The following is a 26,625-nucleotide window of genomic DNA, read 5'->3' as shown; positions in this document are numbered from 1 at the left end:
GGCCTCAGCCGCCCGGGCCACGCGAACGCACTCAGCTCGCACACGCATCGACAACCGGCCCCGGGTACTCCATCTCCTGCATGACCCAGTCACGCCGTGCCTCGCCATGGCGCGCGGCAATCTCGCACAGCGTGCGGTCCAGTTGCTGCACCGGCTTGAGCGAGGAAGTCAGCAGCAGGCGGGTCGATTTTTCGCGAGCTGACTGCGTAACGAGCACGAGCCCGCTGCGCAACGTGACCGACCCGGACACAGACGCAGCATCGACTTTCAAATGCCCCGTGCGCGTCCACGCATCCGCCGCCAGCGCAAGCGCGATGTCGTCGGTGCCGCTCTGCACATCGATCTGTCCCTGCTCGCCGCGCCAGAACGCGGCCCTGTTGAGAAGGTAGCTGCTGCCGCGCTTCATGTTCAGGCCGAAGGGTGCACTGTCGTGTTCGGGGCTCCACGAAGCCACGCCCAGTTCGTTGGCGATCGACTTAGCGTTCTCCGGCCCGCCGATCGCCTCGACCAGCGCCAGCATCGTCGGCACCGAGGCGGTGATGCCGGTGGTTGTCGCGACATCGCGGTCTATCACGTACCGTTGATGCGGCACATGGGTCGCACCGGGGTGCCGCTTCAGCAGCGTCTTGCGGTCGTACCAATGACCTGTGAAACGCCGCCCATCTAGCAGCCCGGCATGGCCGACCACCAGCGCGCCGGAGCAGACGCCGATCACTCGCGCGCCCCGCGCGGCCTGTTGCTTCAACCATGCAGTCACCGCTGGATCGTCTTCGACGATCATCGCCGGCACGATCACGTAGTCCGGCCCCGAGGGGTGCGCACGATCGAAGCTCGCGAAGTCCTGTGCGGCATCGACCTGCAGCGCGGGATACAGGGTCACCCGGCCGCTCTTCGGCGCGACGATCCGCACATCGGCCACGTCGGCGCGCTTCAGCACCGCGTGCGGCAGCAGCAGGTCGGTTGTCTCGGTGCCTTCGTTCAATGCGAGCACGGCAATCACCGGCCTGCCCGCGCGGCGCGGCTTCAGGGCTTCGACGAAGGCCTGCTGCTCGCGCTCTCTCGCGGAGGTGTCGGCCGGCGCGGGCGGCAGTGGCGCACCCACGCCGCATCCTGCGAGGGCAAACGCTGCAATACTGGCGCCGATCAGCGCCCACACCGCTCTCCACATGGCTCTGTTCTCCTGTCAACCAGACGATGCCCAGAGATTAAGAATGCCGACCCCGACCCACAAGGACGAAGACACCGCGGTTCCTGCCAGCAACGTGGTGCTGGTCGTGTTCGACGGCGTCGAGGTGCTCGATGCCGCCGGCCCCGCCAGCGTGTTCAGCAAGGCCGAGGAGATGCGCCCCGGCACCTACCGCCTGCACATCGCATCGCCCGGCGGCGGCACGGTGTCGACGAACGGCGGCTTGCAGTTCGGCGGCACGCTGGCGCTGCAGCAGTTGCCCGCCGCCATCGACACACTGATCGTGGCCGGCGGCGACGAGCCCGCGGTGCGCGAGGCGATCGTCGAGCACCGCATCGGCGCGTGGCTGAAAGACGCCGCACCGGGCATCCGCCGCGTCGCGAGCGTGTGCAGCGGCGCCTTCGCACTCGCGGCGGCGGGCCTGCTCGACGGCCGCGCGGCCACCACGCACTGGCGCTGGTGCGACCAGCTGCAGGCGCTGCGGCCGCAGACGCGCGTGCAGCGCGAACGCATCTATGTGCGCGATGGCCCGGTGTGGACATCGGCTGGCGTCACGACCGGCATCGAATTGGCGCTGGCGCTGGTCGAAGACGACCTCGGCCATGGCGTGTCGATGGACATCGCCCGCACGCTCGCGCTGCCGATGCTGCGCGGCGCGGAGCAGCCGCAGCTGAGCCAGGCGCTGCAGGCGCAAGGCGCGGCGAGCCATCGGCTGCGCGAGCTGGTGGCGTGGATCGGCACGCATCCGCAGGAGGTGCTGTCGGTCGAAGTGCTGGCCGAGCGCGTGCAGATGAGCCCGCGGAATTTCGCGCGCGCATTCGCGGCGGAAACAGGCTGCACGCCGGCGCGCTTCGTCGAGCAGACGCGCGTGGCCGCGGCTGCGCAGTTGCTGCGGCAGACGGAGTGGCCGCAGGAGCGCATTGCAGCGCGCAGCGGTTTCGGGTCGGTCGACGCACTGCAGCGTGCGTTCGCGCGGCAGCATGGCGTGACGCCGCAGCGCTATCGCGATGGCGGCGACCGCGACGGCGGCGATGGCAAACGGCGCCATGCATCCACGTCCCCCCGCGGCATCGACTGACGGCTATACGTTCCGTGCGATGGCGCGGGGCGTGCCTGCCCTTATGCTGTGCGGGATCACAACGCAGATTCCCACGCCATGACCGATTTCCGCCCTGTCTACGACCCGCGCTTCGACAACATTCCCGCTGACCGACTCCCCGAGCTGCTGCGCGCCATGCCCAAGGCCGAGCTGCACATGCACATCGAAGGCTCGCTCGAGCCTGAACTGATCTTCGCGCTCGCGCAGCGCAACGGCGTGGCCATTCCGTATGCCAGCGTCGAAGACCTGCGGAAGGCCTATGCCTTCACCAACCTGCAGAGCTTTCTGGACATCTACTACGCCGGCGCGAGCGTGCTGCTGAAGGAGCAGGACTTCTGCGACATGGCCTGGGCCTACCTCGAGCGTGCCGCGGCCGACAACGTGGTGCACACCGAGATGTTCTTCGACCCGCAGACGCACACGGCGCGCGGCGTGGCGATGGAAACGGTGGTCGATGGCCTGCACCGCGCGTGCGTCGATGCGCAGCCCAAGCTAGGCGTGAGCGCATCGCTCATCCTCTGCTTTCTGCGCCACCTGAGCGAAGAAGAGGCTTTCGAAACGCTGGAGCAGGCGCTGCCGTTCCGCGACAAGTTCATCGGCGTGGGCCTCGATTCGAGCGAGGTCGGCCATCCGCCCGAAAAGTTCGCGCGCGTGTTCGCACGCTGCCGCGAACTGGGCCTGCGCCTCGTCGCACATGCGGGCGAAGAAGGCCCGCCCGAATATGTGTGGAGCGCGCTCGATGTATTGAAGGTCGAGCGCGTCGACCACGGCGTGCAGAGCGCCAAAGACCCCGCGCTGATGAAGCGGCTCGCGCAAGACCGCATTCCGCTCACCGTGTGCCCGCTGTCGAACCTCAAGCTCTGCGTGTTCCCGGACCTGTCGCGGCACAACCTGGGTGCGCTGCTCGATGCGGGGCTGGTCGCCACGGTCAACTCAGACGACCCCGCCTACTTCGGCGGCTACATGAACCAGAATTTCACGCAGACCTTCGAAGCCACCGGGCTCGGCGTGCGGCACGCCTGGCAACTCGCGGCCAACAGCTTCGAGGGCAGCTTCATCGACACCGCCGCCAAGCGCGCCTACGTGGACCGGCTCAACGCCGTTTTCGCGACGTTCTGATCGGCAGCGGCGGGCCGCGGCACCAGCAGCGGCATCGCCACCAGCGCGCAAGCGCTGGCCGTGAGCCACACCATCGGCCAGCCCTGCAGCGCGAGCAGATGCGGAATGGAGAAAGGCGTGACGAAGCACACCAGGAACACGCTGGTGTTCGCCATGCCCAGCGCAGTGCCGGCGCGCGCCGCACCGGCCAGCGTGGCGAGCTCGGTGTAGGCCACGCCGTGCCAGGCCGACACGCACACGCCGCTCACCCCCAGCAGCACGACCAGCGCGATGCGCAGCGCCAGTGAATCGGCGGTGTGCGTGCCCGCGGCCATCACCAGCACCGCGAGCGCGGCGAAGAGCAGCACGCTGAGTGCGCTGCAGGCGCGCAGGTAGGCGGGGCGGTTGCGGCGGCGGTCGGTCCAGCGGCCGCTCCATACGCGCATCACCATTGCCCCGACCTGTGTGAAGACCATGGTCGCGGTGATGGTCGCGAGGCCCGCATGGCCGAAGTCGTGCAGGAACACCGTGCCGAAAGACAGCACCGCGAACTGCGGCGCGCAGAGGATGCCGATGCCCAGCACGATGCGCCAGACGCGGGCGTCGCGCAGCGGGCCGGTCTTCGGGGCTTCGGCTGCTGTCGGGGCACGCGGCGCACCCTTCGCAATCGGCGGTTCTTGCACCCAAGCCCAGCTCATCAACGCACTGAGCGCACACAGCAGCGCGAGCAGGCCATAGAGCGCGGCGAAGCCGAAGTGCAGCGCGACGAACGGCAGCACGAGCGCGCCGATGCCACCGCCCAGTGGCACGGCGGTCTGTCGGATGCTCATCGCGAGCCCGCGTTCGCTCGCGTCGAACCATGTCATCACCGCGCGGCCGCTCGCGCCGTTGACGCTGCCGCCCAGCAGGCCGACCAGCAGCAGGCCCGCGGCGAGCCAGCCGAGGCCGGGGATGTGCTGCCCACTCGGCGCGGCCCAGAGCGCCATTGCCACGAGCGCGATCGCGGTGCTGCCGAGTCCGGTGAGCAGCACCGGCCGGTCGCCCCAGCGGTCGGTCAAAAGGCCCCATGGCAATTCGCTCACCGCGATGCCCAGACCCATGAGGCCGAGCACAAGGCCGAGCGTCGCGTTGTCCAGCTGGTAGCCGGTGCGCATCAGCACTGCCGTCATCGGGATGCCGCTGAAGGCCACGGAGAACGCCGCGTTGGCGGCTACGCCAGCGGCCAGTACCTTCCAGCGGTGGCGAGGCGAATACGAGGGAGAAAGAGGCGAGTGGGTCATGGTGCGGCGAAGTTTCCGCCGTTGCCAAGGTTTTGAAAATCAGAAAATAATGAGTGAACCGTCCCAAAAATCAGGACGATTGAAAAAGGATGAATCCATGTCCCAGGTGATGTTCGATCTCGACGTGCTGCGCAGTTTTTCCACCGGCATCGCACTCGGCAGCTATGCCCGCGCGGCCGACCGGCTGGGGCGCTCGACCTCGGCGGTGAGCGCGCAGTTGAAGAAGCTGGAGGCGCAGGCCGGCACCGTGTTGTTCCGCAAGGCGGGCCGTGGCCTGGAACTCACCGACGCCGGCGAAACCTTGCTGGCCTACGCCCACCGCATGCTCGAACTCAACGAAGAAGCGAGCGCCGCCATGCGCGGCGCCGACCTCGAGGGCTGGGTGCGCCTGGGCCTGCAGGAAGACTTCGGCGAGACGCTGCTGCCCGCGGTGCTCGGGCGCTTTGCGCGTGCGCACCCCAAGGTGCGCATCGAGGCCTGCGTGGCGCGCAGCGCGGAGCTGCGCGAGCGCCTCGAACTCGGAAAGCTCGACCTCGCGCTGGCGTGGGACGCGGGCGACCAACCGCCGTCGCTGCATGCCGAGCGCGTGGCGCGCCTGCCGCTGCAATGGATCGGCCCCGCATCCGGCGACGTGCTCGATGCGGCCTGGTGGAAGGAGCGCGAGCGCCGCGATGGTGGGGGTGGAGGTCGTGGCGCGCGCAAGTCGAAGGAGCCGCTGCCGCTGGTGCTGCTCGATGCGCCGTGCCCGCTGCGTGACATCGTCACCCAGACGCTCGACCGCGCCGGCGTGCCGTGGCGCCACGCGTTCACCAGCGCCAGCCTCGCGGCCTTGTGGGCCGCGAGTTCGGCGGGCCTCGGCCTCACGGTGCGCACGCCCTTCGGGCTGCCTTCGCATGTGCGCGCCATCGACCGCACCGCGGTGGGCCTGCCGGCGCTGCCGCAGATGTCGATGGCGCTCTACCGCGCGCAGGCCAATGCCGAGGCGCCCGTCGGCCGGCTCGCCACGCTGCTGCTGGAGGCGGTGCGCCAGCACGTGCAGGTGGCCCCTGTGCAAATGCACTGAGCACAATCCCTCGTATCGCTGCCGCGCCGATCCATGAGAATCCGCCGCTGGAGACAAAACACAAAAGCAACACGGCATGGCCACGCAGCAGCAGCAGCAAAACTTCCTGCACCTTTGGGATGACAGGTTCCTCTACATCACGCCGGCGATCCAGTCGGGCCTCACGGCGCGCTCGTCGGCCACGCTGCTGGCCTCGGTGAGCGGCCATCCGTTCACGCTCGAGGCGGTCGATGGCACGCGCGTGCGCTGCACAGCCGCGCTGGTGGCGCCGCATGTCTCGCGCCGGCTCGACGTGGATGGCTGCGGCCTGCTGTCGCTCAACCTCGACCCGGCCTCCACCGCCTACCGCATGCTTGCGCGGTGCATGGGCGGCCACGGCATCCAGCCCATCGATGCGCGCTGCTTCGGCAAGCTGCGCGATGACTTCGATCCCGCGCAGCGCGGCATGCTCAGTGACCGCGGGCTGCAATCGCTCAGCGCGAAGATGGTCGAGGCGATCACCGAATGCCCCGAGCTCGCGGCGCCGATCGACCGGCGCATCGAGCGCGTGCTGCAGTCCATCCGCGCGCACGCGGGGCAGATTTCGCTGAAGGAACTCTCGGCCGTGGCCTGCCTTTCGCCCGACAGGCTCACGCATCTTTTCGCGGAGCAGGTGGGCGTGTCGGTCAAGCGCTATGCGCTGTGGACCAAGGTGCGGCGCACGGTGCAGCAGTTCACCAGCCACCGGCCGCTCACCGATGTGGCGCTGGTCAGCGGCTTCACCGATGCGGCCCACATGAGCCGCACCTTTCAGCGCTACTTCGGCTTGCCGCCGTCGTTTCTCGCAAGCAAGGTGCATGTGACGGCGGACGAGCAGGCCTCGCATGCGTGGGGCGACGCGACCGTTCATTGAACCTGCGTTGCCCGCATGACAGCGGCTGCGTTCAAGCCGCAGCCGGTCTCCCTGCCTAAGCTGGAAGGTGCTCCGCCAAGAGAGCATCAACTGGAGACATCAATGAGACAGACATCCTCGCGCGGCGCCAAGCCGCGGCTTTCGCTCGTCCCGCTGGTCCCGCTCGCATTGGTCGCGGCAGCCGCGCTCACCGCCTGCGGCGGCGGTGGTGGTGGCGGCAACGGGTTCTCGTTCCTGCCCACAGCCGGCAATCCGCCCGTCAACCCACCGGCCGAAGGCAGCTACAAGGCCGAGATCCGCCGCACCGCCATGGGCGTGCCGCACATCAAGGCCGACAACTGGCCCGGCGTGGGCTATGGCTACGGTTTCGCGCAGGCCGAAGACGACCTGTGCACCATGGCCGACTCGTTCCTCACCTACCGCGGCGAGCGCTCGCAGTACCTCGGCGGCGATGCGCAACTCGTGGCCGCCAGCACGATCGCGCGGCCGAAGAACATCGACTCCGACTTCTTCCACAAGCACGTGATCTCGGCCGATGTGCTCCAGAAGATGATCGCGGCCCAGCCCGACAACCTGAAGCAACTGGTCGAGGGCTTTGCCGCGGGCTACAACCGCTACGTGCGCGACGCAAAGGCCAGCGGCACGGCGCACGAGGCCTGCCGCAACGAGGCCTGGGTGAAGCCCATCACGGCCGAGGACATCTACCGCCGCATGTACGCGGCCAACCTCGCGGGCGGCTACAGCAACTTCCTGCCGAACATCGCCAACGCGATCGCACCCTCGCCGGCGGCGCCCACCAAGACGGCCGCGCGCGGCAAGTTCAACAAGGGCACGCTGCAACTCGCGGCTGGCGGCACGCGCGTGCCCGAACTCCAGGTCGGCGGGCACGAAGGCGTGGGCAGCAACATGATCGGCTTCGGCACGGCCGCCACCGGCGACAGCAGCCCGCTGCTCTTCGGCAACCCGCATTGGTACTGGCGTGGGCCCGACCGCTTCTACCAGGCGCAGCTCACGATTCCGGGGCAGCTCAACATCAGCGGCACCTCGTTCCTCGGCATTCCGGTGATCCTGATCGGCTTCAACGACAACATCGCGTGGAGCCACACGGTGTCGACGGCGCGTCGCTTCGGTTTCTTCGAGCTGAAGCTCGCATCGGGCGACCCGACCAGCTACATGCGCGACGGCAAGGCCGTGAAGATGCAGGCGCTGAACATCACCGTCAACGCGAAGCAGGCCGACGGCAGCGTGGCGCCGGTGACGCGCACGCTCTACAAGTCGGAGTACGGGCCGATGATCAACCTGGCCCCGCTGAACGCGGCGCTGGGCTGGAGCCAGACCACCGCATTCGCGATCCGCGACATCAACGGAGAGAACTACCGCACCTTCAAGAACTGGCTGCGCTGGAACCAGGCGAAGTCGCTCGACGAATTCATCGCCATCCAGCGCGAGGAGTCTGCTATCCCATGGGTCAACACCGTGGCCGTCGGACGCGGCGCGGCCAAAGCCTGGTATGCCGACATCGGCGCGATTCCCAATGTGTCGCCCACCCAGGTGACCAACTGCACTACGCCGCTGGGCGCAGCGCTCGGCCCGTCGCTGCCGCGCGTGCCGGTCTTCGATGGCTCCAGGAGCGAATGCGACTGGCAGACCGATGCCGACTCCGCGCAGAAGGGCGCGCTCGGCGCGTCGCGCATGCCCAGCCTGATGCGCGACGACTACGTCGAGAACTCGAACGACAGCTACTGGCTCGCGAATCCGAAAGCGCCGATGACCGGCTACCCGGACATCATGGGCCCCGCGGGCACGGAGGCCGTGAGTTTCCGTACGCGCCTGGGCAACCTGCTCGCGCAAGGGCGGATCGACGGCACCGACAACTACGCCGGCAAGGCGGCCACGCCCGACACCGTCAAGCAGATGGTGCTCAACAGCCGCGTGCTGACGGCCGAGCTGTTCAAGGACCAGGCGCTGGCCCTGGTGTGCGCGGCACCGACGATCAACGTGGCGACCGATCCGCAAGGCGGCGCTGCCATCGGGCGCGACGTCGACACAGGCCCGGCCTGCGCGGCGCTCCAGGCCTGGAACAACACCGGCTTGACCGGCGCGCGCGGCGCGCACATCTGGGACGAGTTCTGGAGCCGTGCCGCGTTGCTGCCGTCGGCCACGCTCTACAACGTGGCCTTCAGCGCGAGCGATCCGATCCACACGCCGCGCGACCTGAAGCCCGCCGCCGCGACAGCGCTGCAGCAAGCCTTCGGCGCGGCCGTCGCGCGGGTGGAAGCCAGCGGCTTCGCGCTCGATGCGCAGCGCGGCGACTACCTGTTCGCCACGCGCGGCGGTCAGAAGGTTCCGCTGTACGGCGGCTGCCACGGCCCGGGCTACTTCACCATCGCGTGCTCGGAGAACCGTCTCGACAAGGGCGGCTACACCATGGACGGCAACCCGAACGGCAACAGCTACATGCAGATCGTGCGGTTCCCTGAAGGCGGCGTGGAGGCGCACACCTTCCTGACGTTCTCGCTGTCGGACGATCCCGCATCGGCGCACAACGCCGACTACACCCGCGCCTACAGCGCCGGGAAGTGGCTCAAGGTGCCGTTCTCCGAAGCCGAGATCAAGGCCGACACGGCCTACCGCAGCGCGGTCGTCAGCGAGTAGCCGACGACGCAACAGTGGATGCAGCGCGCTGCGCGAGCCAGTTCCACCCAGCGCCCGCGGCCATGAGCACGCAGGTGCCGAGGAACACGGCCCGCATGCCGATGTGCCCGCCCACGAAACCACCGAGCAGCGGCCCCGCGACCTGCCCTGTGTACTGCGCCGAGGTCGAGTACCCGAGCATGTTGCCGGCCACGCGCTCGGGCACGTTGTGGCGGATTACGCTCGCGATGCAGGGCAGCAGCCCGCCGAGCGAGAGCCCCATCAGGAAGCGCAGCACCACCAGCTGCCAGCCCGAGGTGACGAAAGCCTGCGGAATCAGCAGCAGCGCCGACACCGCGAGGCACCCGACGATCACGTTCCAGTGCCCGACGCGGTCGGCCAGCTTGCCCAGGCGCGAGGCCGAGAGGATGCTGCCGAGCGCGGCGGCGGACATCACGAAGCCGGCCATCATCGTCACGCGGTTGGGGTCCTCGACCAGCGTGGCGACGTAGACGGTGATGATCGGCTCGATCGACATGTTGGCCAGCATCAGCAGCATGCCGGTGAAGAGCATCGCGATGAGCGGACGCTTGTCGGGAATGGCGGCCCAGCCGGTGTCGCGGGCGTCGCCGTGCTTCGAGGCCGAGGGTGCCTTTTTCTCTTCGCAGATCATGAAGGCGGTGGCGAGAAAGGCCACGAAGATCATCGCGCCCGCCGCGAAGAAGGTCGCGCGGATGCCGATGAGCGGCGGCAGCGCGCCACCGACCAGCGGACCCACGAGGTTGCCGGCCATGATGGCCGAGGACATCGTGCCGAGCGCCCAGCCGGTGCGGTCCTTCGGCGTCTGCGTGGCGACCAGCACCATCGAGCCCGAGGCGTAGCCGCCCAGCAGGCCCGCGAGCAGACGCAGGCCGACCAGTTGCCACACGTTGCCCGCCATGCCGATGAGCGCCATCGCCACCGCCATGCCCAGGCTCGCGCGGATCAGCATCGGCTTGCGGCCATACCGGTCTGCCAGCCGTCCCCAGAGCGGCGCCACCAGCGCGGCGCTGAAGAAGGTGGCGCCGTAGGCCACGCCGGACCATTGCACGATGGCAGCATGGTCCTTCACGCCCAGTTGCTCGACGTAGAGCGGCAGGAAGGGCAGCAGCAGCGTCATCGCCACGATGGTGGTGAAGGAGCCGAACATGCAGACGGCGAGGTTGCGCTGCCAATGCGCGTGCGCAGCGACGCTGCTGGCGGAAATTGTCGGGTTCGTCATGGAGCGAACCATTGTCCCGCCGCATGTGCGAAGCCGTGCCTGCCGATTCGCGGCGGCACCCATCGTGGCGTTGCATGGGTGCGCATGGCGCGTCAATTGACGACATGCGGGATGTCGCGTACCTTTTGGCTGAAATAAATCAAAAACCTCCTTTCAGGACATCATGCACAAGCGCATCGCAGTCGTCGTTTTTCCGGGCTTCCAGATCCTCGATCTGGCCGCCGTCGCCGCCTTCGAGCTGGCCAACAAGCACGCGGGCAAGCCGGTCTACAAGGTCGAGCTGCTGTCGGAAACCGGCGGCGTCATTCCCAGCTCGTCGGGCATCGGCGTCGAGACGAAACGGTTGACCGCATCGAAGTTCGACACGCTGGTGATGACCGGCGCGCTCACCATCGAGCCGACCTCCGAAGGGCTTTGCAGGATGCTGCGCACGGGCCAGCGCAACGCGCGCCGCATTGCCAGCATCTGCACCGGCGCATTCGGTCTTGCGGATGCGGGGCTGCTGGACGGCCGGCGCGTGACCACGCACTGGGCCTTCGCGCAGGAGCTGCAGAAGCGCCATCCACTGGCCAAGGTGCAGCCGGACCGCATCTTCATCAACGACGGCTCGCTCTGGACATCGGCCGGCATGACCGCGGGCATCGACCTGATGCTCGCGCTGGTGGAGGAAGACCTGGGCGTGGAGGCCGCACGCATGGTCGCGAAGAACCTTGTCGTCTACCACCGCAGGGCGGGCGGGCAGTCGCAGTACTCGGCGCTGCTCGAACTGGAGCCCAAGTCCGACCGCATCCAGCAGGCGCTGGTGCATGCGCGGGCCAACCTGCGCGATCCGCTCTCGGTCGAAGACCTTGCCGAGGTGGCGCACCTGAGCCCGCGCCAGTTCAGCCGCGCCTTCAAATCGGAGACGGGCCAGTCGCCGGCGCAAGCCGTCGAGCACCTGCGCGTGGAAGCGGCGAAGGCGTTGATCGACGCGGGCGGGCTGGCGCTCAACGTGGTGGCCGATGAAACGGGCTTCGGCGACCCTGAGCGCATGCGCCGCGCGTTCCTGCGCACGCTGGGCCAGCCGCCACAGGCCGTTCGCCGCGTCGCGAGGCAGATCGCGGATGTGGCGTAAAAAGAGGCTTATATGACATTTACGCCATCACGTTGAAGGAGGAAACTTCCTTTCATGCCGCAACGACGCGGCTTCCAAAGGAACCTCCAATGACTGCAACACCCAAGGGCACAGCCCTCATCACCGGCGCTTCTTCAGGTATTGGCGCCGTCTACGCCGACCGGCTCGCCCGCCGCGGCTTCGATCTCGTGCTGGTCGCGCGGAACAACGATCGACTGCAGGCGCTGGCCGCCAGGCTCACGACGGAGACGGGCCGCAAGATCGAGACGATTGCCGCCGACCTCGCGGACAAGAAAGACATCGCGCGCGTCGAAGCCGCCATCCGCACGAACCGCGAGCTCACGCTGCTGGTGAACAACGCCGGCGTCGGCGCCACCGCGCCGCTGCTCGCCTCGGACATCGAGAAGATGGAAGAGATGATCGCGATCAACGTGAATGCGCTCACGCGCCTCACCTATGCGGCCGTGCCGGGCTTCGTGGCACGGGGTGCGGGCACCCTCGTGAACATCGCGTCCATCGTGGCGGTCTCGCCTGAAACGCTCAACGGCGTGTACGGCGGCAGCAAGGCCTTCGTGCTCGCGCTCAGCCAGTCGCTGCAGCATGAGGTGGGCGACAAGGGCGTGCGCGTGCAGGCCGTGCTGCCGGGCGCGACCGCCACCGAGTTCTGGGGCATTGCAGGCCTGCCGGTGCAGCACCTGCCGAGCGCGATCGTCATGAGCGCGGAAGACATGGTCGATGCCGCGCTCGCGGGTCTCGACCAGGGCGAGAAGGTCACGATCCCGTCGTTGCCGAGCCAGGACGAGTGGGACGCTTTCGATGCGGCGCGGCGCGCCATGTCGGGCCGGATTTCCAGCTCGGTGCCTGCGGCTCGTTATGGCGTGAAAGGCGCGAGCGCGGAGGCAGCCGCTACGGCCTGAAAACGCCCGCACTAAAATCCGCATCCCGCAGTTGGGCGTCCCGGCCGACTGCGGGTTTTTGCTTTTCCGGGGCCATGTAGAGGACCACCATGTACAAAAACCTCGCGGGCCGCGCCGTTCTGGCGTGGGTGACCGCCTGTTTTTTATCTCCCGCTTTTTCGCAAACGCCGGCGCCCAATGCGCCGCTGAAGATCGGCTTCGTCTACGTCACGCCGGTCACCGATGCCGGCTGGGTGCGCCAGCATGAAGAGGGCCGCAAGGCCGTCGATGCGGCGCTCGGCGCGAAGGTGAAAACCACCTTCGTCGAGAACGTGGCCGAAGGCGCCGATGCCGAACGCGTGATCCGCGATCTTGCACAGCAGGGCAACAAGCTCATCTTCACGCCCAGCTTCGGCTACATGGAGCCGACGCTGAAGGTGGCGCGCGATTTTCCGGATGTGAAGTTCGAGTCGATCACGGGCTACAAGCAAACGCCGAATGTGGCGACGGCCAACGCGCGCTACTACGAGGGCCGCTATCTCGCGGGCATCGCGGCAGGGCGCATGACCAAGACGAATGTCGCGGGCTACGTCGCGGGTTTTCCGATTCCCGAGGTGCTGCAGGGCATCAACGCGTTCGCGCTGGGCATGCGCTCAGTGAACCCGAATGCGAAGGTCGTCGTGGTGTGGCTCAACGAGTGGTTCGATCCGCCGAAGGAGCGCGACGCGGCGATGGCGCTCTTCAACCAGAACGCCGACGTCGTCGCCTTTCACACCGGCTCCACAGCCGTGATGGCCGCGGCGCAGGAGCGCGGCAAGATGGCCATCGCGTACCACTCCGACATGCGCAAGATCGCGCCCGATGCGCAGATCGTCGCGGTCACGCACCAGTGGGGCGGCTACTACACGCAGCGCGCGAAGGCGGTGCTCGATGGCACCTGGAAGAGCGGCAATCTCTGGGGCGGCGTGAAGGAAGGAATGATCCGCGTCGGCGACTTCGGCACCAAGGTGCCCAAGGCCGTGCAGCAGGAAGTGCTGGCGCGGCAGCAGGACATCGCGGCCGGCAAGCTGCAGCCGTTTCGTGCGGTGGCCGTCGATGTGCGCGACAACGAGGGTCGCGTCGTGATCGCCAAGGGCGCGCAACTGAACGACGAGCAGATCCTCAAGATGAACTGGCTGGTCGAGGGCGTGCAGGGGCGTGTGACGCGCTGAAGAACGGCCGCGCCGGGTTTTCCCGGGGGATGCGTTCCGCATATAGCACTCATATGCGCATGGAAATTGCGACTGCGCGGGGCTGGATTACCCTCCGCAGCCACGATGAAAAAAGCCTACCGCGCCTCCCTCCTGCGATTCGACAACGCCGGCCTGCCCCTTTTCGATGAAGACGGCCTGCTGGTCGTTGCTCCCGACAGCGCCGGCCGCCAGCGCGTCGTCGATGCCGGCAGCCATGCCGCCGTGTCGGCGCGCCATCCCGATGCCGAGGTGATGCACCTGCCGGGCCGCATCCTCGCGCCGGGCTTCGTGGACATGCACATCCACTTTCCGCAGACCGACATCATCGGTGCACCGTCGCCGGGCCTCTTGCCCTGGCTCGAGAACTACACCTTCCCGGCAGAGAGCAAATTCGTCGACCCGGCGCATTCGCGCGAAGTGGCCGATGTGTTCTTCGACGAGCTGCTGCGCAACGGCGTGACCACCTCGCTCACGTTCGCGACCTCGCACGTTGCCTCGGTCGATGCCTTCTTCGAGAGCGCGCAGCGCCGAGGCCTCCGAATGATCACCGGCAAGGTGCTGCAGGACCGCAACTCGCCCGACGGCGTGCGCGATGAAACCGAGCAGAGCCTGGTCGATACCGAGTCGCTGATCCGCAAGTGGCACAACGTTGACCGCCTGGGCTACGCCATCACGCCGCGCTTTGCGCCGACCAGCACCGACGCGCAGATGCGCGGCGCGGGCGAGCTGGCCGCGAAGTACGGCGACACCTGGATCCAGTCGCACGTGGCCGAGAACAAGGACGAAGTGAAGTGGGCGCGGGAGCTCTATCCGAAGTCGCGCTCCTACCTCGACGTGTACGCCGGCTTCGGCCTGATGCGCGAGCGCGCCGTGTACGCGCATTGCATCTACATTGATGACGAAGACCGCCGCCTGATGCGCGAGACGAAAACCGCCGCGGCCGTGAGCCCGACGAGCAACCTCTTCCTGGGCAGCGGCTTCTTCGACTTCGGCGCGGCCGACCGCATCGAAGCGCCCTACGGGCTTGCGAGCGACGTGGGCGGCGGCACCAGCTTCAGCCCCTTCCATACGATGCTGGCCGCCTATTACGTGGGCCGCGAAGGCCAGACCAAGACCGGCCTGAGCATCCCGCCCTCGCGGCTGTGGTGGCATCACACCGGCGGCGCGGCGCGTTCGCTGGGGCTCGATGGCGTGGTCGGCAATCTGCAGCCGGGCTGCGAGGCCGACTTCCTCGTGCTCAACCCCGCTGCCACGCCGCTGCTGGCGCGCAAGACGAAGCTGGCGAACACGCTGGAAGAAATGCTCTTCGCGATGATCGTGCTGGGAGACGACCGGCTGGTCGAGCGCACGGTGATCTCGCAGGCCGGCTGACCTGCACGGGGGAGGGCGCGCAGGGCGCCCATGCCACAATTCGGCCCCGATTCCCCCGCAGCAGCAGCGAGCGCATATGAGCATCAAGAGCGACAAATGGATCCGGCGCATGGCCGAGCAGACTGGGATGATCGAGCCCTTCGAGCCCGGTCAGGTCCGCGAAGCCTCTGGCCACAAGATCATCAGCTACGGCACCTCGAGCTACGGCTACGACATCCGTTGCGCGCCCGAATTCAAGGTCTTCACCAACATCCACAGCACCGTGGTCGACCCGAAGAACTTCGACGAGAAGAGCTTCGTCGACATGCACGGCGACTACTGCATCATCCCGCCCAACAGCTTCGCGCTGGCGCGCACCGTCGAGTACTTCCGCATCCCGCGCAACGTGCTGACCATTTGCCTCGGCAAGAGCACGTATGCGCGCTGCGGGATCATCGTCAACGTGACGCCGTTCGAGCCCGAGTGGGAAGGCTACGTGACGCTGGAATTCAGCAACACCACGCCGCTGCCCGCCAAGATCTACGCGGGCGAAGGCTGCGCGCAGGTGCTGTTCTTCGAGAGCGACGAAGTCTGCGAGACCAGCTACAAGGACCGCGGCGGCAAGTACCAGGGCCAGCGCGGCGTGACTCTGCCGAAAACCTGACGCGCCACCGGGCCCGGCACTGACGCCCGGTTACCCCGGGCCGCCTTGGGGCAAGTACCATCCTGCAACGGTCCGGCAACACTTCTGCAATGCCGGGAAGGAGACTGCGATGAGATGGGAAGGCAACGAACAATCCGACAACGTCGAAGATCGCCGCGGCGAGGGCGGCGGTGGTCGTGGAGGCGGCTTCATCGGCGGCCGCAGCATCGGCATCGGCACCATCGCGGTCGCGCTGATCGCAGGCTGGGTCTTCGGCATCAACCCGCTCACCGTGCTGAGCCTGCTCAGCGGCGGCGGTGGCACCGAGCAGGTGCAGCAGGCGCCGCAGGGCCCGGCACCCAAGCCGCCTTCGGGCGACCGCGAGGCGGCCTTCGTCTCGACCGTGCTCAAGAACACCGAAGTGGTGTGGACCGACATCTTTCGCAAGAACGGCGGCAACTACCAGGCGCCCCGGCTCGTGCTGTTCCGCGGCGCCACGCCCACGGCCTGCGGCACGGGGCAATCGGCGATGGGGCCGTTCTACTGCCCGGGCGACAAGAAGGTCTACATCGACCTGGGCTTCTACGACACGCTCAAGAACCAGCTCGGCGCGCCTGGCGAGTTTGCGCAGGCCTACGTCATCGCACACGAGGTCGGCCATCACGTGCAGGACGAGCTGGGCATCACCGCCAAGGTCGACGGCATGCGCGGGCGCCTGAGCCAGTCGCAGAACAACGCGGTGAGCGTGCGCGTCGAGCTGCAGGCCGACTGCTTCGCGGGCGTGTGGGCGCACCATTCGCAGGAGTCGAAGAAGTGGCTCGACCCGGGCGACATCGAGGCCGCCATGAACGCCGCGCAGAAGATCGGCGACGACGCATTGCAGCGTTCCGCAGGCCGTGCGGTGGTGCCCGACAGCTTCACCCACGGCTCCAGCGCGCAGCGGCAGAAGTGGTTCGGCGCGGGTTATCAAAGCGGCGACATGAAGTCGTGCGACACCTTCAACGCGCGGAATCTTTGAACTTCATGGGCTCGCGGGGCCTATGGTCATTGACTTGAGCGCTATTGAATAAATAGCAATGCCGGCGGCGCGGACGTTGTCACGGCGCCGTCACTGCCGTTTTTTGCGGCAATGCGACAATAGCGGGCTCAATGACAAGCTCCTTCTCCAATCTTTCGCTGGCAGAACCGCTGGCCCGCGCCGTAGCCGAAATGGGCTACGAGACCATGACACCGATCCAGGAGCAGGCCATTCCGGTCGTGCTGTCGGGCCAGGATGTGATGGGCGCCGCGCAGACCGGCACCGGCAAGACGGCAGCGTTTTCGCTCCCTCTGCTCCAGCGCATGCTCAAGCACGAAAACGCCTCCACGTCGCCTGCACGGCATCCGGTGCGCGCGCTCGTGCTGCTGCCCACGCGCGAGCTGGCCGACCAGGTCGCGCAACAGGTCAAGCTGTACGCCAAGTACACGAACCTGCGCAGCACGGTGGTGTTCGGCGGCATCGACATGAAGCCGCAGACGCTGGAATTGAAGAAGGGCGTCGAAGTGCTGGTCGCCACGCCGGGCCGGCTGCTCGATCACATCGAAGCCAAGAACGCGGTGCTCAACCAGGTCGAGTACGTGGTGCTCGACGAAGCCGACCGCATGCTCGACATCGGTTTCCTGCCCGACCTGCAGCGCATCCTGAGCTACCTGCCCAAGCAGCGCACCACGCTCCTGTTCTCGGCCACGTTCTCGCCTGAAATCAAGCGCCTGGCCGGCAGCTATCTGCAGAACCCGGTCACCATCGAAGTGGCGCGGCCGAACGAAACGGCTTCCACCGTCGAACAGCATTTCTACAGCGTCTCGGACGACGACAAGCGCCGTGCGCTCAAGCAGATCGTCAAGCAGCGCGGCATCACGCAGGCCTTCGTGTTCGTCAACAGCAAGCTCGGCTGCGCGCGCCTCGCACGCTCGCTGGAGCGCGACGGTCTGCGTACCACCGCACTGCACGGCGACAAGAGCCAGGACGAACGCCTGAAGGCGCTCGCCTCGTTCAAGGCCGGTGAAGTCGACCTCCTGGTGTGCACCGACGTCGCGGCCCGTGGCCTCGACATCAAGGACGTGCCCGCCGTCTTCAACTTCGACATTCCGTTCAACGCCGAAGACTACGTGCACCGCATCGGCCGCACCGGCCGTGCCGGCGCCTCGGGCCTGGCCGTGAGCTTCGCCAGCGGCGGCAACGATGCGCGCTTGGTGGCCGACATCGAGAAGCTGATCAAGAAGAAGATCGAGCTCGAACCCGTCGAGTTCGAAGAAGACCGCCCGCGCGGCCGCATCAACGACGGACGCCGCCACTGGCGCGAAGAAGGCGAAGCAGGCGATGCACGCGACGTGCTCGACCAGCCGCGCGAACGCAGCAGCAGCGGCTTCGGCGCCGACGCTCCCCGTCGCAGCAGCAGCGGCGGTGGCGGTGGACGCCCGCACCGTGCGCCTTCGGCGCCGCGCGATCCGTTCTTCGACAAGCCCTACGAGCCGGGCGCAGCCGACGCCACACCGGCATGGGAAGCCGCCGCCAAGGCAGCGCCTGCACGCGGCATCTCGAGCAACATCAAGAGCAAGCGCAAGGTCGCGGCGCTGTTCAAGTCGGCCGAGCCGAGCTGATCCGGCTCGTGCCGTGCAAAGCCGCGGCATCCCTTCCAGAAACACCGAGGAACCGGCTTTGCCGGGCCTCTGGTGTTGCCCCCGGTAGGGGGTAGGAGAAGCGACACGAAGTGCGCGCAGCCTGGGGGCGAGCCTTGTTCACCGCCAGCCGCGATGCCATCCGTACTGAGGATGGTGCCAACCCCAGCCATAGCGCGGGTGGTACGCCCACACAAAACCAACCCCTGGCGACACATACGTCGGCGCCATATAGGCCACGCCCGGAGGCGCCGAATAGACGGGTTGGGCCGGTGCAACGACGCAACCGGTAAGGGCGGCTGAGAGCGCAGCGGCCGACAGCGCAAGAACAACGGGAAATCTCATGGCGAAGCTCCTGGGGACGAGTTGTTGTGGGTGTGCACAACCAACGCCTTGCAGAGCCCTCGGATGACGGCCTTTACGCCTGCGACACAGTGTCACCGGCGTGTTGTCATCCTTTCAAAACGCTTTCTCAGATCACCTTGAAATGATGCGTGCCGTCGCGCCCCAACTGCGCGACCAGGCCGTACTCCCAGTCGAGGTAAGCCTGCATGGCTTCCGCGGGTGCATCGGTGCCTTCATAGGGCCGGCGATAGCGATCGGTGCGTGCTGTCGCCAGGCGCGTCTCTCCGGTCTCGATTTCGAGACCGGCTGCGAACCATGCCGCATTGCCACCGGCGAGCAACAGCACTTCGACATCGCGCTGCCCGCGCGCATCGAACAGCGCGCGCAGGTCGGCTGCGGCATAGCGTGCGAGCAGGCTGCTGCCGCAGGTCAGTACGTAGCGCTGCGATGCGGGGATGACCGCATCGATCGCACCCGCGAGCTGCGCGCGAATCACGTACCAGGCGCCCGGAATGTGACGCTTCACGTAATTCGCGCTGGTGGTCACGTCGAGCACGGCGGTGCCGGGCTGCTTCAGCAACTCGGCCAGTGCGCTGGGGGCGATCTCGCCGACCGTCGCGGCGACGCGCGGATAGGCGGGTGAGGGCGCCGCCTTCTCGGTGAACGCCGAAGCGGAAGGCGCCGTGTCAGGCACATAGACCTCCCACCCCATCTGCGCGAGCCACGACGCGCTCATCGATGCGCGCACGCCATCGTCGTCCGCCAGCACGATGCGCGCACCACGCACCGGCACCTGATGATCGGTCTCCTGCACCAGTTGCCCACCGGGCGCGCTCGCAAAGCCGGGCAGATGGCCCGTTGCATATTCTTCGGGCGTGCGCACGTCGAAGCGATAGACCGTGCGCCCCGGCGCCTCCAGCGTCTGCAATGCATCGAGCGGGATGCGGCGCACGCCGGCCTTGTCGGCCACGCGGCGCGCATCGGCTTGTGCCTGCGCACGATGCGCATCGGACACCGCAGCCGGCGCCTGCCGATCCGCCCCGTGATCCAGCACCTGCCCCGCGAGCTTCCAGCCGATGGTGCCGTTACGCAACGCCGCCACCGGATTCGGAATGCCCGCATTCACCAGCGACTGTGTGCCGATGATGCTGCGCGTGCGCCCCGCGCAATTGACGATCACCTGCGTAGCCGGATCGGGCGCCAGTTCGCGCACACGCAGTACCAGCTCCGCGCCGGGCACGCTGGTGGCCGAGGGAATGCTCATCGTCTGGTACTCGTCGAACCGGCGCGCATCGAGCACCACCACGTTGGCCTTGGCTTCCACCAGCGCCTTCACCTCGGGTGCCGAAAGCGATGGCGTGTGCCGCTCATGCTCGACCAGTTCGCCGAACGACTTGCTCGGCACGTTCACGTCGCGGAACAGCTCGCCGCCCGCCGCGCGCCAGCCTTCGAGGCCGCCTTCGAGCAGATGGACGTTCGTGTAGCCCAACGCGGCGAAGGTCTGCGCGGCAAGCGGCGCGAGATCGACGCCGTCGTGCGCGCCATACAGCACGATGAAAGTGTCGAGGCGCGGAATGCGCCGCCAGGCCTCGATCTCGATCTTCGAGAGCGGCAGGTTCGCGGCCCACAGCGGATGCTCCTGCGCGAACGGATCTTCCTCGCGCAGGTCGAGCAGCGCCGTCTCTTCGCGCGCAATGAGCCGCTCGCGCACGGCGGAAAAGGACACGAGGGGGAAAGCAGCGGTCGTCATGCGAAGGTCGATCTGAGTTCTTCGGAGCGGTCCCAGAGATTGGGAAGCAGCGTGTTGGAGTAGCCAGAGACGAAGGGCTTGCGCCCGCCCTCGGCCGGGTAAGTATGCCGCCGTACCGCGCCGATGTTGGCGCCGTAGACGTGGATGCTGATCGACACGCGGTCGGCATGCGCGTTGTGCACGCGGTGCAGGTCGCCGACGGTGGGCGACACGGCCTCCACGTCGCCGGCATCGAGCCGCACCGCCTCGCCCTGCGGCTGCGCGCGGCCCTCGCCGTCGAACACGTAGCCCTGGCTGTACTCCGCGCCGCGCAGCATGCCGATGAGGCCCCACACCGTGTGGTCGTGAACCGGCGTGGCCTGCCCCGGACCCCAGACGAAGCTCACGACCGAGAAGCGCTCGGTGCTGTCGGCATGCAGCAGGAACTGCTGGTAGCGCGCCGGGTCGGGCTGCGCGAAGGCATCGGGCAACCAGTCGTCGCGCGCGACCAGCGTGCGCAGCAGCGCGCCGCCTTCACGAAGGATGCGGGGCTCGTCGGGCGCGCTGTCGAGCAGCCGGCCGAAAGCGCCGACGAAGTCGCGCAGCGGCGCGATCACGCGGGGCGTTTCCAGAGCTGCGTGTCGGTGATGGCGCGCACGTCCACGCGCACCGGCAGGATGCCGTCCCGCGCCGAGCGGTCGGCCACGGCTTGCAGTGCGACGATGTCCGCCTCGCTCACCGGCCTTCCCGCCACAGAGGCGCGCGCTGTGATGATGCGTGCCGACTCGATCGGCAAGCGCGTGAGCTGGCTGTAGGCCTGCGCATAGGCCTCGGGATTGGCCAGCGCCCAGTCGCCCGCGCGGCCCAGCCGGTCTAGGAACTGCACGATGGCCGCGCGCTTGGCCGGATCGGCCAGCGAATGCTCGCTCGCGGTGATGAAGCCCAGCGCCGTGTTGATGCCGCGCCCGTCGCGCAGGATGCGGCCGCCCTGCTGCAGCGCGATCGCGTAGTACGGATCGAAGATGGCCCACGCGTCGATCTGCTTGGAGGCGAAAGCGGCCGCCGCATCGGTCGGCAGTACGAACTTCACCGTGACCTCGCTGCGCGGCACGCCGGCCTCTTCGAGCGCGCCGTAGAGCTGGTACTGCGAGATGCTGCCGCGCGCCGACGAGACGATCACCGTCTTGCCGCGCAGGTCGCTCACGCTGCGCAGCGGTGAACCGGGTTGCACCACGATGCCCAACGAATCGGCCTTGCCGACGCGCGTGGCGACGATCTTGAGCGGCGTCTTGCCGACTGCCGCGGCGAGCACCGGCAGATCGCCGGCCATTGCCGTATCGACCGCGGCGCTGCGTTGCGCCTCGAACAGCGGCGCGGCACCCTGGAAGTTGGCCCAGCGGTAGGCGAACGGTGCGCCCTCGAGCGCCTTCGACGCTTCGAACAGCGAGCGCAGGCCACCGGCCTGGTCGCCGAGGATCAGCGTGGTCTGCGGCTGCGCCCACCCACGCAACGAGCCGGTCGCGGCCAGTGAGAGCGCCGCGCTTTGCTTCAACCAGCTGCGGCGCGAGGCTTTGGAAAACAGCAGATCGGTCACGCGGCAACTCCCGTCGAGAGCAGCGCGCGTTTGCCCGCGCCGACCAGGACCGCATCGTTCTGCGGCGTGTGGATGCGGCTGCACAGCACATCGCGGTAGTGACGCTCCAGCGGGTTCTGCCGCGTGAGGCCGTGGTTGCCGCTCAGTTGCAATGCGAGCTCGACCACGCGCACCGCGTTGCCTGTCACCGTGTACTTGAGCAAGCCGCTGTCGGTGGCTGGCTGCGCGTGGCCGTTGTCGACGGCCGAGGCCGCGTCGTCGAGCAGCACGCGGTTGGTGCGCAGCAGCGCTTCGATCTCGCCGACATGCTCCTGCACGCGCGGCAGGCTCGCGAGCGGCGCGCCCAGGCTGCCGGGCGCGCGCTGGTTCAAGAAGCCCACCAGCCAGTCGCGCGCGGCCTGCGCAACCGCGTCGTAGAGGCTGCCGAGCAACACGACCATCCAGGCCTGCTGGGTGGCGTGCGCGTCGATGTCGGTCTGGCTCCCGGCGTCGGGCGCCCAGTCGGCTGGTGCGCGCAGGTCGACGGCGTGGTCGATGTCGATGGCCACGTTCTCGAAGATCACTTCGTGGCTGCCCGAGGCGCGCAGGCCCAGGTGGTCCCAGCTCGCGATTACGCGCACGCCGGGGGCGTGGCGCGGCACCAGGAACACGCCGGTGCGCGGCACCGCTTCGTCGGTGCGCGCCCACACGGCAAGCCATGTGAGGCCCTCGATGCCGGTGGTGTAGAGCTTGTGGCCGTCGAGGGCCCAGCCGTTGCCGCTGCGCCGTGCGACGGTCGAGGGCAGGCCGCCGCGCGAGGGCGAACCGAGCGCCGGCTCCACGCGCAGCGCGTTGATGAGCGCGCCGCGCTCCACCGCATCGCGCGCCACGCGTTCGCGCAACTGTGGCGGCCAGCGGTTGTCGCCGCGTGTGAGCGCGTGGTGCTGCAGGTAGGTCATCGTGAGGATGAGCGCGGTGGCCGGCTCGCCGCGCGCCACGGCCGCGATCACGCGACGCGCTGTCGCCAGCGTGGCGCTCCCGCCGCCATGCGCCGCGGGTGCAACGAGGCCTACAAGGCCGTTCGCCTGCAGTGCTTCGAAGTTCTCCTGCGGAAAGGCGCCGCTGCGGTCGTAGTCGGCCGCCGTGGCAGCGAACTGGGCCGACAGCCGGGCCAGCAGCGCGGCATCGACGGTGGCGGAAGGGGTTTCTTCTTCAGGCGTGGCCGACGGGCGGCGCAAGGGGAGTGCACTCATGGTCCCGCACGGTACCGACCCGCCGGCCGCCTGAAAACTACGCATCGCGCATATGCAAACTCGTTTTTCTGCGTTCGCTTTTGCGAGGCGTCTCGGTACGGTCTCGTTTCTCTCCTGCGGCTCCCGTGGGCAGGGAAGAAGAAAGACCGCAACGCATGAAACCCGATTTCTCACTCGATCGCCGCAGCCTGCTGCAGGCCGCCGCCGCATGGGGTGCAGCAGCCGCCGCCGGCCTTGGGGTGCAAGTGGCCCAGGCCGCAACACCATCGCGCGACCTCTCGGGCGTGACCTTGCGCGTCGGCACCTATAAGGGCCTGTGGCGTCCGCTGCTGCAGGCCTCGGGCCAGGCCAACACGCTCTACAAAATTGATTGGCGCGAACTCAACAACGGCGTGCTGCACATCGAGGCCATCAATGGCGACGCGCTCGACCTCGGTTCGGGCAGCGAGATCCCGCCGGTGTTCGCGGCGCGCCAGAAGTCCAGCGTGCGGCTCGTCGCCGTGACGCACGAAGACCTGAACAACCAGGCCACGCTCGCGCGCAAGGATGCGCCGATCCGCACCATCGCCGACTTCAAGGGCAAGCGCGTGGGCTACGTGCGCGCGACCACTTCGCACTACTACCTGGCCAAGCAATTGGCCGAGGCGGGGCTCTCGTTCAGCGACATCCAGGCCGTGAGCCTCACGCCCTCGGACGGCCTCTCGGCCTTCGCACGCGGCGACCTCGATGCCTGGGCGATCTACGGCTACAACGGCCAGATCGCGCGCACCCAGTACGGCGCGCGGGTCATCAAGACCGGCGTGGGTTATCTCTCGGGCAACTTCCCGATCTACGCCAACCCGCGCGCGCTCGATGACACGCTGCGCCGCGCGGCACTGAGCGACCTGCTGCAGCGCCTGCAGCGATCGTTCGCATGGATCAACGGCAACTACCTGGCCTATGCGCGTGCGCAGTCGGCCGAGACGCGTGTGCCGGTCGGCGACATCGTCGAACTCTTCAACGGCCGCAGCGGCGACTACAGCCTCGGCCCGGTCAGCGACGCGGTGGTGCGCAGCCACCAGGACGTGGCCGACACCTTTTTGAAGATCGGTGTGCTCGATGGCCCCGCCGACGTGAAGCCTCTGTGGGATCGCAGCTTCGAAAGCGTTCTGCGCCTGCCCGCCGCCTGATCGACCCCCAAACCTCGACAACAAACAAAGGACTCCCATGAGCCAGAACACCCAGAGCGACGTTGAATTCATCGGCATGATCCAGGGCCAGAAGGTCTCGGAGATCCACCCCGCCAAGGGCCCGGCCATCGACCGCGACTACGTGCGCGCCTTCGCACAGGCGCACGAGAACGCCGGCTTCGACCGCGTGCTGGTGCCGCACCATTCGACCGGCCCCGACGCCACGCTTACCGTGGCGTATGCGGCCTCGGTCACCGAGCGCATCCACTTCATGCTTGCGCACCGCCCGGGTTTCGTTGCGCCCACGCTCGCGGCGCGGCAGTTCGCCTCGCTCGACCAGTTCAGCGGCGGGCGCCTGGGCGTGCACTACATCTCGGGCGGCTCCGACGAAGAGCAGCGCCGCGACGGCGACTGGCTCGATCACGACCAGCGCTACGCCCGCACCGACGAATACCTCGATGTGCTGCACAAGGTGTGGACCGCCGACAAGCCCTTCGACCACGAAGGCGCGCACTACCGCTACCAGAACGCTTTCTCCGAAGTGAAGCCGCTGCAGACGCGCAACGGCAAGCCGCATGTGCCGGTGTATTTCGGCGGTGCGTCGGAAGCCGCGATCCCGGTCGCCGGCAAGTACGCTGACGTGTATGCGCTGTGGGGCGAATCGCTCGACCAGGCGCGCGAGCTCACCACGCGCGTGCGGGCCGAGGCTGCGAAGCACGGGCGCAGCGTGCGCTTTTCGGTGTCGTTCCGCCCGATCCTCGCTGAGACCGAAGAGGCCGCCTGGGCGCGTGCCGAAAACATCCTGGCCGAGACCAAGCGACTGCGCGTGGTGCAGGGCTACAACCGCGGCGGCCCGCAGCAAAGCGAAGGCGCCAAGCGCCTGCTGGCCGCGGCCGACAAGGGCCCGCGCGTGGACAAGCGCCTCTGGACGGCCATCGCGCAGGAAATCGGCGGCCGCTCCAACAGCACCGCGCTGGTCGGCACGCCCGAGCAGGTAGTCGATGCGCTGCTCGACTACTACGACCTGGGTGTGACGACCTTCCTGATCCGCGGCTTCGATCCGCTGGAAGACGCGACGGACTACGGCCGCGAACTGATTCCGCGTACGCGCGAACTGGTCGCACAGCGCGCGGCTTTTGTTCGCAAGGTCGCATGACCTGACTTTCTCCCTCCCCCTCTGGGGGAGGGCAGGGGTGGGGGCAAGCGGCACTCACGACGCCGCGGCCTTTCGAGCGCCGCTTGCCCCCATCCCAACCTTCCCCCAGAGGGGGAAGGAGCAAAAACCGAATACGAGGAATCCTCATGAGTGCCGTTCTTTCCATCGACCGCAACGCCCCCCAGCCGCTCAAGCTCAACCCGAACCCGCAGCAGAAGTACTGGTTCGACCCGGTCCCGCCACGCACCAGCGTGCAGGCCGAACGCCGCCACCGACAAGAGCGCCTGGCGGGCGCGTTCCGCCTGTTCGCGCGCTTCGGCTTCGCGCAGGGGCTGGCCGGCCACATCACCGCGCGCGACCCGGAGCTCACCGACCATTTCTGGGTCAACCCGCTGGGCATTCATTTCTCGCGCATCAAGGTGTCCGACCTGCTGCTCGTCAATGCGAAGGGCGAAACCGTGATCGGCGACAAGCCGCTCAACAAGGCCGCCTTCGCGATCCACGCCGCGATCCACGAGCACAACCCGAAGATCGTCGCCGCCGCCCACACGCACTCGACCTACGGCAAGGCCTGGTCCACGCTCGGCCGCAAGCTCGACACGATCACGCAGGACAGCTGCGTGTTCCACGACGACGTGGCGCTGTTCGACGACTTCACCGGCATGGTGGTCGACACCAGCGAGGGCGACCGCATCGCCGAAGCGCTGGGCGACAAGAAGGGCGCGATCCTCCAGAACCACGGCATCCTGACCGCGGGCCCGACGGTGGAGGCCGCCGCGTGGTGGTACATCGCGCTGGACAACGCCTGCCACACCCAGCTCCTCGCCGAAGCGGCGGGCAAGCCGCAGCCCATCGACGAGGAAACCGCGCGCCACACGCACAGCCAGATCGGCGGCCCGGAGGGGGCCATCCATTCCTTCGACAGCCTCTATGAAGGGCTGGTCGAGGCCGAGCCCGAGTTGCTGCTTTGAAGCCCGATCGCACACGGAAACCC

Annotated in this window: 23 protein-coding genes; 15 read left to right on the top strand and 8 right to left on the bottom strand. The window is 67.8% G+C overall.

Annotated features, from left to right (window positions below):
- Positions 1 to 31: 31 nt before the first annotated feature.
- Entirely contained in the window at positions 32 to 1,168 is a 1,137-nt protein-coding gene (locus VARPA_RS22440; RefSeq protein WP_013542874.1) for a DJ-1/PfpI family protein, read from the bottom strand.
- Positions 1,169 to 1,211: 43 nt separating this feature from the next.
- Between VARPA_RS22440 and VARPA_RS22435 the strand changes: the two genes are divergently transcribed.
- On the top strand, positions 1,212 to 2,264 hold the full coding sequence (locus VARPA_RS22435; RefSeq protein WP_013542873.1) for a GlxA family transcriptional regulator: 1,053 nt from the start codon (positions 1,212 to 1,214) through the stop codon (positions 2,262 to 2,264).
- Positions 2,265 to 2,342: 78 nt separating this feature from the next.
- Positions 2,343 to 3,404 (top strand): adenosine deaminase, encoded by a 1,062-nt coding sequence (locus VARPA_RS22430; protein WP_013542872.1) that lies wholly within the window; start codon positions 2,343 to 2,345, stop codon positions 3,402 to 3,404.
- On the opposite strand, the gene VARPA_RS22425 is transcribed toward VARPA_RS22430, so the two are convergent.
- Positions 3,365 to 4,663, bottom strand: a complete 1,299-nt coding sequence (locus VARPA_RS22425; RefSeq protein ID WP_013542871.1) for an MFS transporter — start codon at positions 4,661 to 4,663, stop codon at positions 3,365 to 3,367. The two genes, VARPA_RS22430 and VARPA_RS22425, sit on opposite strands and share 40 nt — an antisense overlap.
- 97 nt (positions 4,664 to 4,760) lie before the next feature.
- On the opposite strand from VARPA_RS22425, the gene VARPA_RS22420 reads away from it, so the two are divergent.
- The 3 genes from VARPA_RS22420 (at position 4,761) to VARPA_RS22410 (ending at position 9,273) form a co-directional block, all read left to right on the top strand.
- Positions 4,761 to 5,726, top strand: a complete 966-nt coding sequence (locus VARPA_RS22420) for a LysR substrate-binding domain-containing protein (RefSeq protein WP_013542870.1) — start codon at positions 4,761 to 4,763, stop codon at positions 5,724 to 5,726.
- A gap of 76 nt (positions 5,727 to 5,802) precedes the next feature.
- The gene (locus VARPA_RS22415) at positions 5,803 to 6,618 is read left to right on the top strand and encodes a helix-turn-helix domain-containing protein (protein WP_013542869.1); all 816 of its coding nucleotides are present in this window, start codon (positions 5,803 to 5,805) and stop codon (positions 6,616 to 6,618) included.
- Between the two features lie 102 nt (positions 6,619 to 6,720).
- Positions 6,721 to 9,273 (top strand): penicillin acylase family protein, encoded by a 2,553-nt coding sequence (locus VARPA_RS22410; RefSeq protein ID WP_013542868.1) that lies wholly within the window; start codon positions 6,721 to 6,723, stop codon positions 9,271 to 9,273.
- Here the strand turns inward: VARPA_RS22410 and VARPA_RS22405 are convergent.
- On the bottom strand, positions 9,263 to 10,513 hold the full coding sequence (locus VARPA_RS22405) for an MFS transporter (RefSeq protein ID WP_013542867.1): 1,251 nt from the start codon (positions 10,511 to 10,513) through the stop codon (positions 9,263 to 9,265). The genes VARPA_RS22410 and VARPA_RS22405 overlap by 11 nt on opposite strands.
- Before the next feature lie 163 nt (positions 10,514 to 10,676).
- Between VARPA_RS22405 and VARPA_RS22400 the strand changes: the two genes are divergently transcribed.
- The 7 genes from VARPA_RS22400 to VARPA_RS22370 all read left to right on the top strand — a co-directional run bounded on the left by VARPA_RS22400 (position 10,677) and on the right by VARPA_RS22370 (position 18,388).
- A complete protein-coding gene (locus VARPA_RS22400) occupies positions 10,677 to 11,627 on the top strand; it encodes a GlxA family transcriptional regulator (protein ID WP_013542866.1) in 951 nt (316 codons plus the stop codon).
- A gap of 89 nt (positions 11,628 to 11,716) precedes the next feature.
- Complete coding sequence (locus tag VARPA_RS22395) at positions 11,717 to 12,544, top strand: SDR family NAD(P)-dependent oxidoreductase (RefSeq protein ID WP_013542865.1); 828 nt, start codon at positions 11,717 to 11,719, stop codon at positions 12,542 to 12,544.
- Between the two features lie 89 nt (positions 12,545 to 12,633).
- Positions 12,634 to 13,734, top strand: a complete 1,101-nt coding sequence (locus tag VARPA_RS22390; protein ID WP_013542864.1) for a BMP family ABC transporter substrate-binding protein — start codon at positions 12,634 to 12,636, stop codon at positions 13,732 to 13,734.
- A 105-nt stretch (positions 13,735 to 13,839) separates the two neighbouring features.
- Positions 13,840 to 15,126, top strand: coding sequence for a guanine deaminase (guaD, locus tag VARPA_RS22385; protein WP_013542863.1), 1,287 nt, complete (start codon positions 13,840 to 13,842; stop codon positions 15,124 to 15,126).
- 76 nt (positions 15,127 to 15,202) lie between these two features.
- Positions 15,203 to 15,769, top strand: coding sequence for a dCTP deaminase (dcd, locus tag VARPA_RS22380; protein ID WP_013542862.1), 567 nt, complete (start codon positions 15,203 to 15,205; stop codon positions 15,767 to 15,769).
- A gap of 109 nt (positions 15,770 to 15,878) precedes the next feature.
- Positions 15,879 to 16,766, top strand: a complete 888-nt coding sequence (locus tag VARPA_RS22375; protein ID WP_013542861.1) for a neutral zinc metallopeptidase — start codon at positions 15,879 to 15,881, stop codon at positions 16,764 to 16,766.
- Positions 16,767 to 16,897: 131 nt separating this feature from the next.
- Positions 16,898 to 18,388, top strand: a complete 1,491-nt coding sequence (locus VARPA_RS22370) for a DEAD/DEAH box helicase (RefSeq protein WP_013542860.1) — start codon at positions 16,898 to 16,900, stop codon at positions 18,386 to 18,388.
- Between the two features lie 138 nt (positions 18,389 to 18,526).
- Here the strand turns inward: VARPA_RS22370 and VARPA_RS31725 are convergent, their stop codons facing one another.
- The 5 genes from VARPA_RS31725 to VARPA_RS22350 all read right to left on the bottom strand — a co-directional run bounded on the left by VARPA_RS31725 (position 18,527) and on the right by VARPA_RS22350 (position 23,306).
- On the bottom strand, positions 18,527 to 18,751 hold the full coding sequence (locus tag VARPA_RS31725) for a hypothetical protein (protein ID WP_013542859.1): 225 nt from the start codon (positions 18,749 to 18,751) through the stop codon (positions 18,527 to 18,529).
- 127 nt (positions 18,752 to 18,878) lie between these two features.
- Complete coding sequence (locus tag VARPA_RS22365) at positions 18,879 to 20,501, bottom strand: rhodanese-related sulfurtransferase (RefSeq protein ID WP_013542858.1); 1,623 nt, start codon at positions 20,499 to 20,501, stop codon at positions 18,879 to 18,881.
- Positions 20,498 to 21,097, bottom strand: coding sequence for a cysteine dioxygenase (locus tag VARPA_RS22360; protein WP_013542857.1), 600 nt, complete (start codon positions 21,095 to 21,097; stop codon positions 20,498 to 20,500). The genes VARPA_RS22365 and VARPA_RS22360 overlap by 4 nt, the downstream gene beginning before the upstream one ends.
- On the bottom strand, positions 21,094 to 22,074 hold the full coding sequence (locus tag VARPA_RS22355) for an ABC transporter substrate-binding protein (protein ID WP_013542856.1): 981 nt from the start codon (positions 22,072 to 22,074) through the stop codon (positions 21,094 to 21,096). The genes VARPA_RS22360 and VARPA_RS22355 overlap by 4 nt, the downstream gene beginning before the upstream one ends.
- Complete coding sequence (locus VARPA_RS22350) at positions 22,071 to 23,306, bottom strand: acyl-CoA dehydrogenase family protein (RefSeq protein WP_013542855.1); 1,236 nt, start codon at positions 23,304 to 23,306, stop codon at positions 22,071 to 22,073. Before VARPA_RS22350 ends, VARPA_RS22355 begins: the two co-directional genes overlap by 4 nt.
- Before the next feature lie 155 nt (positions 23,307 to 23,461).
- Here VARPA_RS22350 and VARPA_RS22345 point away from each other — a divergent pair, with 155 nt between their 5' ends.
- From VARPA_RS22345 to VARPA_RS22335, 3 genes are all read left to right on the top strand, one after another.
- Positions 23,462 to 24,475: an ABC transporter substrate-binding protein gene (locus VARPA_RS22345; protein ID WP_013542854.1), complete on the top strand. Its 1,014-nt coding sequence runs from the start codon at positions 23,462 to 23,464 to the stop codon at positions 24,473 to 24,475.
- A gap of 37 nt (positions 24,476 to 24,512) precedes the next feature.
- Complete coding sequence (locus VARPA_RS22340; protein WP_013542853.1) at positions 24,513 to 25,631, top strand: LLM class flavin-dependent oxidoreductase; 1,119 nt, start codon at positions 24,513 to 24,515, stop codon at positions 25,629 to 25,631.
- Positions 25,632 to 25,777: 146 nt separating this feature from the next.
- Complete coding sequence (locus VARPA_RS22335) at positions 25,778 to 26,602, top strand: class II aldolase/adducin family protein (RefSeq protein ID WP_013542852.1); 825 nt, start codon at positions 25,778 to 25,780, stop codon at positions 26,600 to 26,602.
- Positions 26,603 to 26,625: the final 23 nt, after the last annotated feature.

It is taken from the genome of Variovorax paradoxus EPS, assembly GCF_000184745.1.
Taxonomy (GTDB): domain Bacteria; phylum Pseudomonadota; class Gammaproteobacteria; order Burkholderiales; family Burkholderiaceae_C; genus Variovorax; species Variovorax paradoxus_C.
The sequence above is the reverse complement of the archived record's forward strand: the minus strand, read 5'-3'. Positions and strand labels throughout refer to the sequence as shown.

Bases quoted from the DNA above. Each gene is read 5' to 3' on its own strand.
- VARPA_RS22440 (WP_013542874.1), bottom strand. From the start codon at position 1,168: ATGTGGAGAGCGGTGTGGGCGCTGATCGGCGCCAGTATTGCAGCGTTT.
- VARPA_RS22435 (WP_013542873.1), top strand. From the start codon at position 1,212: ATGCCGACCCCGACCCACAAGGACGAAGACACCGCGGTTCCTGCCAGC.
- VARPA_RS22430 (WP_013542872.1), top strand. From the start codon at position 2,343: ATGACCGATTTCCGCCCTGTCTACGACCCGCGCTTCGACAACATTCCC.
- VARPA_RS22425 (WP_013542871.1), bottom strand. From the start codon at position 4,663: ATGACCCACTCGCCTCTTTCTCCCTCGTATTCGCCTCGCCACCGCTGG.
- VARPA_RS22420 (WP_013542870.1), top strand. From the start codon at position 4,761: ATGTCCCAGGTGATGTTCGATCTCGACGTGCTGCGCAGTTTTTCCACC.
- VARPA_RS22415 (WP_013542869.1), top strand. From the start codon at position 5,803: ATGGCCACGCAGCAGCAGCAGCAAAACTTCCTGCACCTTTGGGATGAC.
- VARPA_RS22410 (WP_013542868.1), top strand. From the start codon at position 6,721: ATGAGACAGACATCCTCGCGCGGCGCCAAGCCGCGGCTTTCGCTCGTC.
- VARPA_RS22405 (WP_013542867.1), bottom strand. From the start codon at position 10,513: ATGACGAACCCGACAATTTCCGCCAGCAGCGTCGCTGCGCACGCGCAT.
- VARPA_RS22400 (WP_013542866.1), top strand. From the start codon at position 10,677: ATGCACAAGCGCATCGCAGTCGTCGTTTTTCCGGGCTTCCAGATCCTC.
- VARPA_RS22395 (WP_013542865.1), top strand. From the start codon at position 11,717: ATGACTGCAACACCCAAGGGCACAGCCCTCATCACCGGCGCTTCTTCA.
- VARPA_RS22390 (WP_013542864.1), top strand. From the start codon at position 12,634: ATGTACAAAAACCTCGCGGGCCGCGCCGTTCTGGCGTGGGTGACCGCC.
- guaD (WP_013542863.1), top strand. From the start codon at position 13,840: ATGAAAAAAGCCTACCGCGCCTCCCTCCTGCGATTCGACAACGCCGGC.
- dcd (WP_013542862.1), top strand. From the start codon at position 15,203: ATGAGCATCAAGAGCGACAAATGGATCCGGCGCATGGCCGAGCAGACT.
- VARPA_RS22375 (WP_013542861.1), top strand. From the start codon at position 15,879: ATGAGATGGGAAGGCAACGAACAATCCGACAACGTCGAAGATCGCCGC.
- VARPA_RS22370 (WP_013542860.1), top strand. From the start codon at position 16,898: ATGACAAGCTCCTTCTCCAATCTTTCGCTGGCAGAACCGCTGGCCCGC.
- VARPA_RS31725 (WP_013542859.1), bottom strand. From the start codon at position 18,751: ATGAGATTTCCCGTTGTTCTTGCGCTGTCGGCCGCTGCGCTCTCAGCC.
- VARPA_RS22365 (WP_013542858.1), bottom strand. From the start codon at position 20,501: ATGACGACCGCTGCTTTCCCCCTCGTGTCCTTTTCCGCCGTGCGCGAG.
- VARPA_RS22350 (WP_013542855.1), bottom strand. From the start codon at position 23,306: ATGAGTGCACTCCCCTTGCGCCGCCCGTCGGCCACGCCTGAAGAAGAA.
- VARPA_RS22345 (WP_013542854.1), top strand. From the start codon at position 23,462: ATGAAACCCGATTTCTCACTCGATCGCCGCAGCCTGCTGCAGGCCGCC.
- VARPA_RS22340 (WP_013542853.1), top strand. From the start codon at position 24,513: ATGAGCCAGAACACCCAGAGCGACGTTGAATTCATCGGCATGATCCAG.
- VARPA_RS22335 (WP_013542852.1), top strand. From the start codon at position 25,778: ATGAGTGCCGTTCTTTCCATCGACCGCAACGCCCCCCAGCCGCTCAAG.